Annotated in this window: 2 protein-coding genes; both read right to left on the reverse strand. The window is 31.4% G+C overall.

Annotation, left to right across the window (positions count from 1 at the left end; all coding sequences use genetic code 11):
* Positions 1-78 precede the first annotated feature (78 nt).
* A complete protein-coding gene (locus AC07XN_RS24090) occupies positions 79-678 on the reverse strand; it encodes an RNA polymerase sigma factor (RefSeq protein ID WP_494744895.1) in 600 nt (199 codons plus the stop codon).
* 207 nt (positions 679-885) lie between these two features.
* Positions 886-2,253, reverse strand: a complete 1,368-nt coding sequence (locus tag AC07XN_RS24095; protein ID WP_309917821.1) for a replication initiation protein — start codon at positions 2,251-2,253, stop codon at positions 886-888.
* Positions 2,254-2,337 lie beyond the last annotated feature (84 nt).

The raw sequence follows: 2,337 nt of genomic DNA on the forward strand, positions 1-2,337 counted from the left end.
TGATTAAGGATTATATAGTTAAAGATACAAATTATGGCTTTTGTAACCTTTCCAGTATTTTTTTATTAAGAAAAAGTATTAATTCCTTAGTAAACAAGCAAATAACAATAGCATCAAAGGCAATAACAGGTCTATTTTATCAGAAAGATTATGTCTTAAACTTTTGATGGCTCTGTATAAAGTATTGCGAAGAATCTGATAGTCTAGCCCTGTCACTTCTGAAATAGCTTCGTAGCTCATATTTTCAAAGAATCTTAGAAATACTAATTCTTGTTGTCGTGGTGGGAGCGTCCTAATAGCACCTTGTAAAATATTATCAATGTCAGGAACATCTAATTCTGGTATTTGGCTATAGTTATTTACAAAATAATCATCATCAGAACTCGTATCTAGCTGTTTTCTATCATCAATAACACTTTTTAGAATAATCCTTCTCAGTGAAGCTATTAGATAATATTTTACAGAATTTGGGGTAGTCAAGTTTTTCCTACGATTCCATATTTGGACAAAAAGCTCTTGAACAGCATCACGTACTAAATCTCTATTATACACTATCGAAAGTCCATATTTCAAGAGCGTATCAGCATATTTTTGGTAAAAATATCCTAGTGCTTCTTGATCTCCATCAAGAAGGCGTAGCCACCAATCGGTTTCAGTATTTGGTAATTCTGAATACAAGTTTTAATAATTTCAAGAAAAAACATCATTCGTATAATACGCAAGATAAAACAAGAATCTAGGGTTTACAAAGAAAAGTAATGATGATGTTAAAAAAGCTTTTAAGGCTTACTATAAAATGAAGGAGGAATTGATCTAAATTGACAATATTAGTTCATGCCGTTATTAATGCTTATTGTCGTTTTTAGTTAGAAATTCTTATTATAACTACTGTAAGCTGTGTAATCGATTATGAAGCCGAGTCATTTCTTTGTTGAATTGATTCATTAATGACTGATATTCAGGAAACATTTCAAATAATATTGCTGTTCGCAACCCTTTGATGCTATCTCGTTCTAAATTATTTTCTAACGATTGTTTATGATCATAAAAACTATTCGCTTGAATTTTATCAATTATTTGTTGGTAAAGAACAGGATTTTCTAATAAATAGCGTTTATCCAGCCCAGCAAGCGCTTTTTCATATTCCTGTTGTAACATATTGATGTTTTCTTTTAACATCGATATTTCGCTATTTTTTTCAGTATTACGCTTAACTACTTTTTTTACTTTTTCTTTCTTTACTTCGTATTTATCAAAAAGATTAGGCGTATAAACCATTGTATTGAGGAATCCACCAATATTTTCTATGCTTTTCCCTGATGCTAACGTATGGAGGGTATAGGTAATAGCTCTTTCTACTTGCTCTGCTGGCACCTCTCCTACCCACTTCTTTACTTGCTGTATGGTAACATATTTTTCTACTTTCTGAAATAATGTTTCAACCACATTATCAACAGCAATTATTTCTATGCCTTTTTCCGTAGTTTTTGCAGAAGCAACAGATTCTACTTTCAATCGTTGGTTTTTTGTATTCTCGAAAATATAGAAAGTAACAGCTACTACTTTCCTTTTCTGAATTTCTTCTTCAAACTGAAAATATATATCTGTGTACTTAGCCAAGTCTTTTTCTGCTCGTTTGATTAAACCTTTAAAATGACCATAGAGTTGGTATTCATGTGATTCTATCGACAGCAATTCCTTTAGTTCATCCAGCATGAACTTTCTTTTGCCTATCTTTTGGTATTGTTTTAGCAATTCAAATAGCCTAACAGAATAAATACTGGTTAGACTCAGAATATTTCTGATATCATATACTAAGTATCTGGCTTTTAGTTCTAATAAAAATTGTTTGAGCGCAGGATGAAAACTAAGCTTGATATAATTTTCCTTAGCGCCTTCTTCTGGGTTAGCCGTTGATGCCACTAAGTGTGTTTTAAAATACTCTCGCTTTCCTTCGGCTGTAGTGCGAAGTATTTCTACTTTTTTATCAAGCAATTTTTCAGCAGCTTTTTTTATACTATCGTATACTAACCCTGAGTCATGCAAATTAAACTCTCGCACGATATCTCCAGTGTTGATAGTATATTCATTAAAGTCTGTATCATTATGTTTAATAAGTGTTAGCATATAAGCAAAAACCCTTGTTTCCCAAATATCAAATTTATATCGGGCTTCTACCAATTCGTTAGCTTTTCGAATTAGCTTAATATCCGAATCGGTGGTTAATGGAGCTTTTTTCTTTTTGGTTGCCATTCATTAAAAAGGTAAATGCTCGTAAAAATATGTGAATACTTATTAAAAAACAATAAATATATCACATTAAAAAATGGATGTGAT

It is taken from the genome of Arcicella sp. GW458-12-2-14-TSB2 (assembly GCF_059423785.1).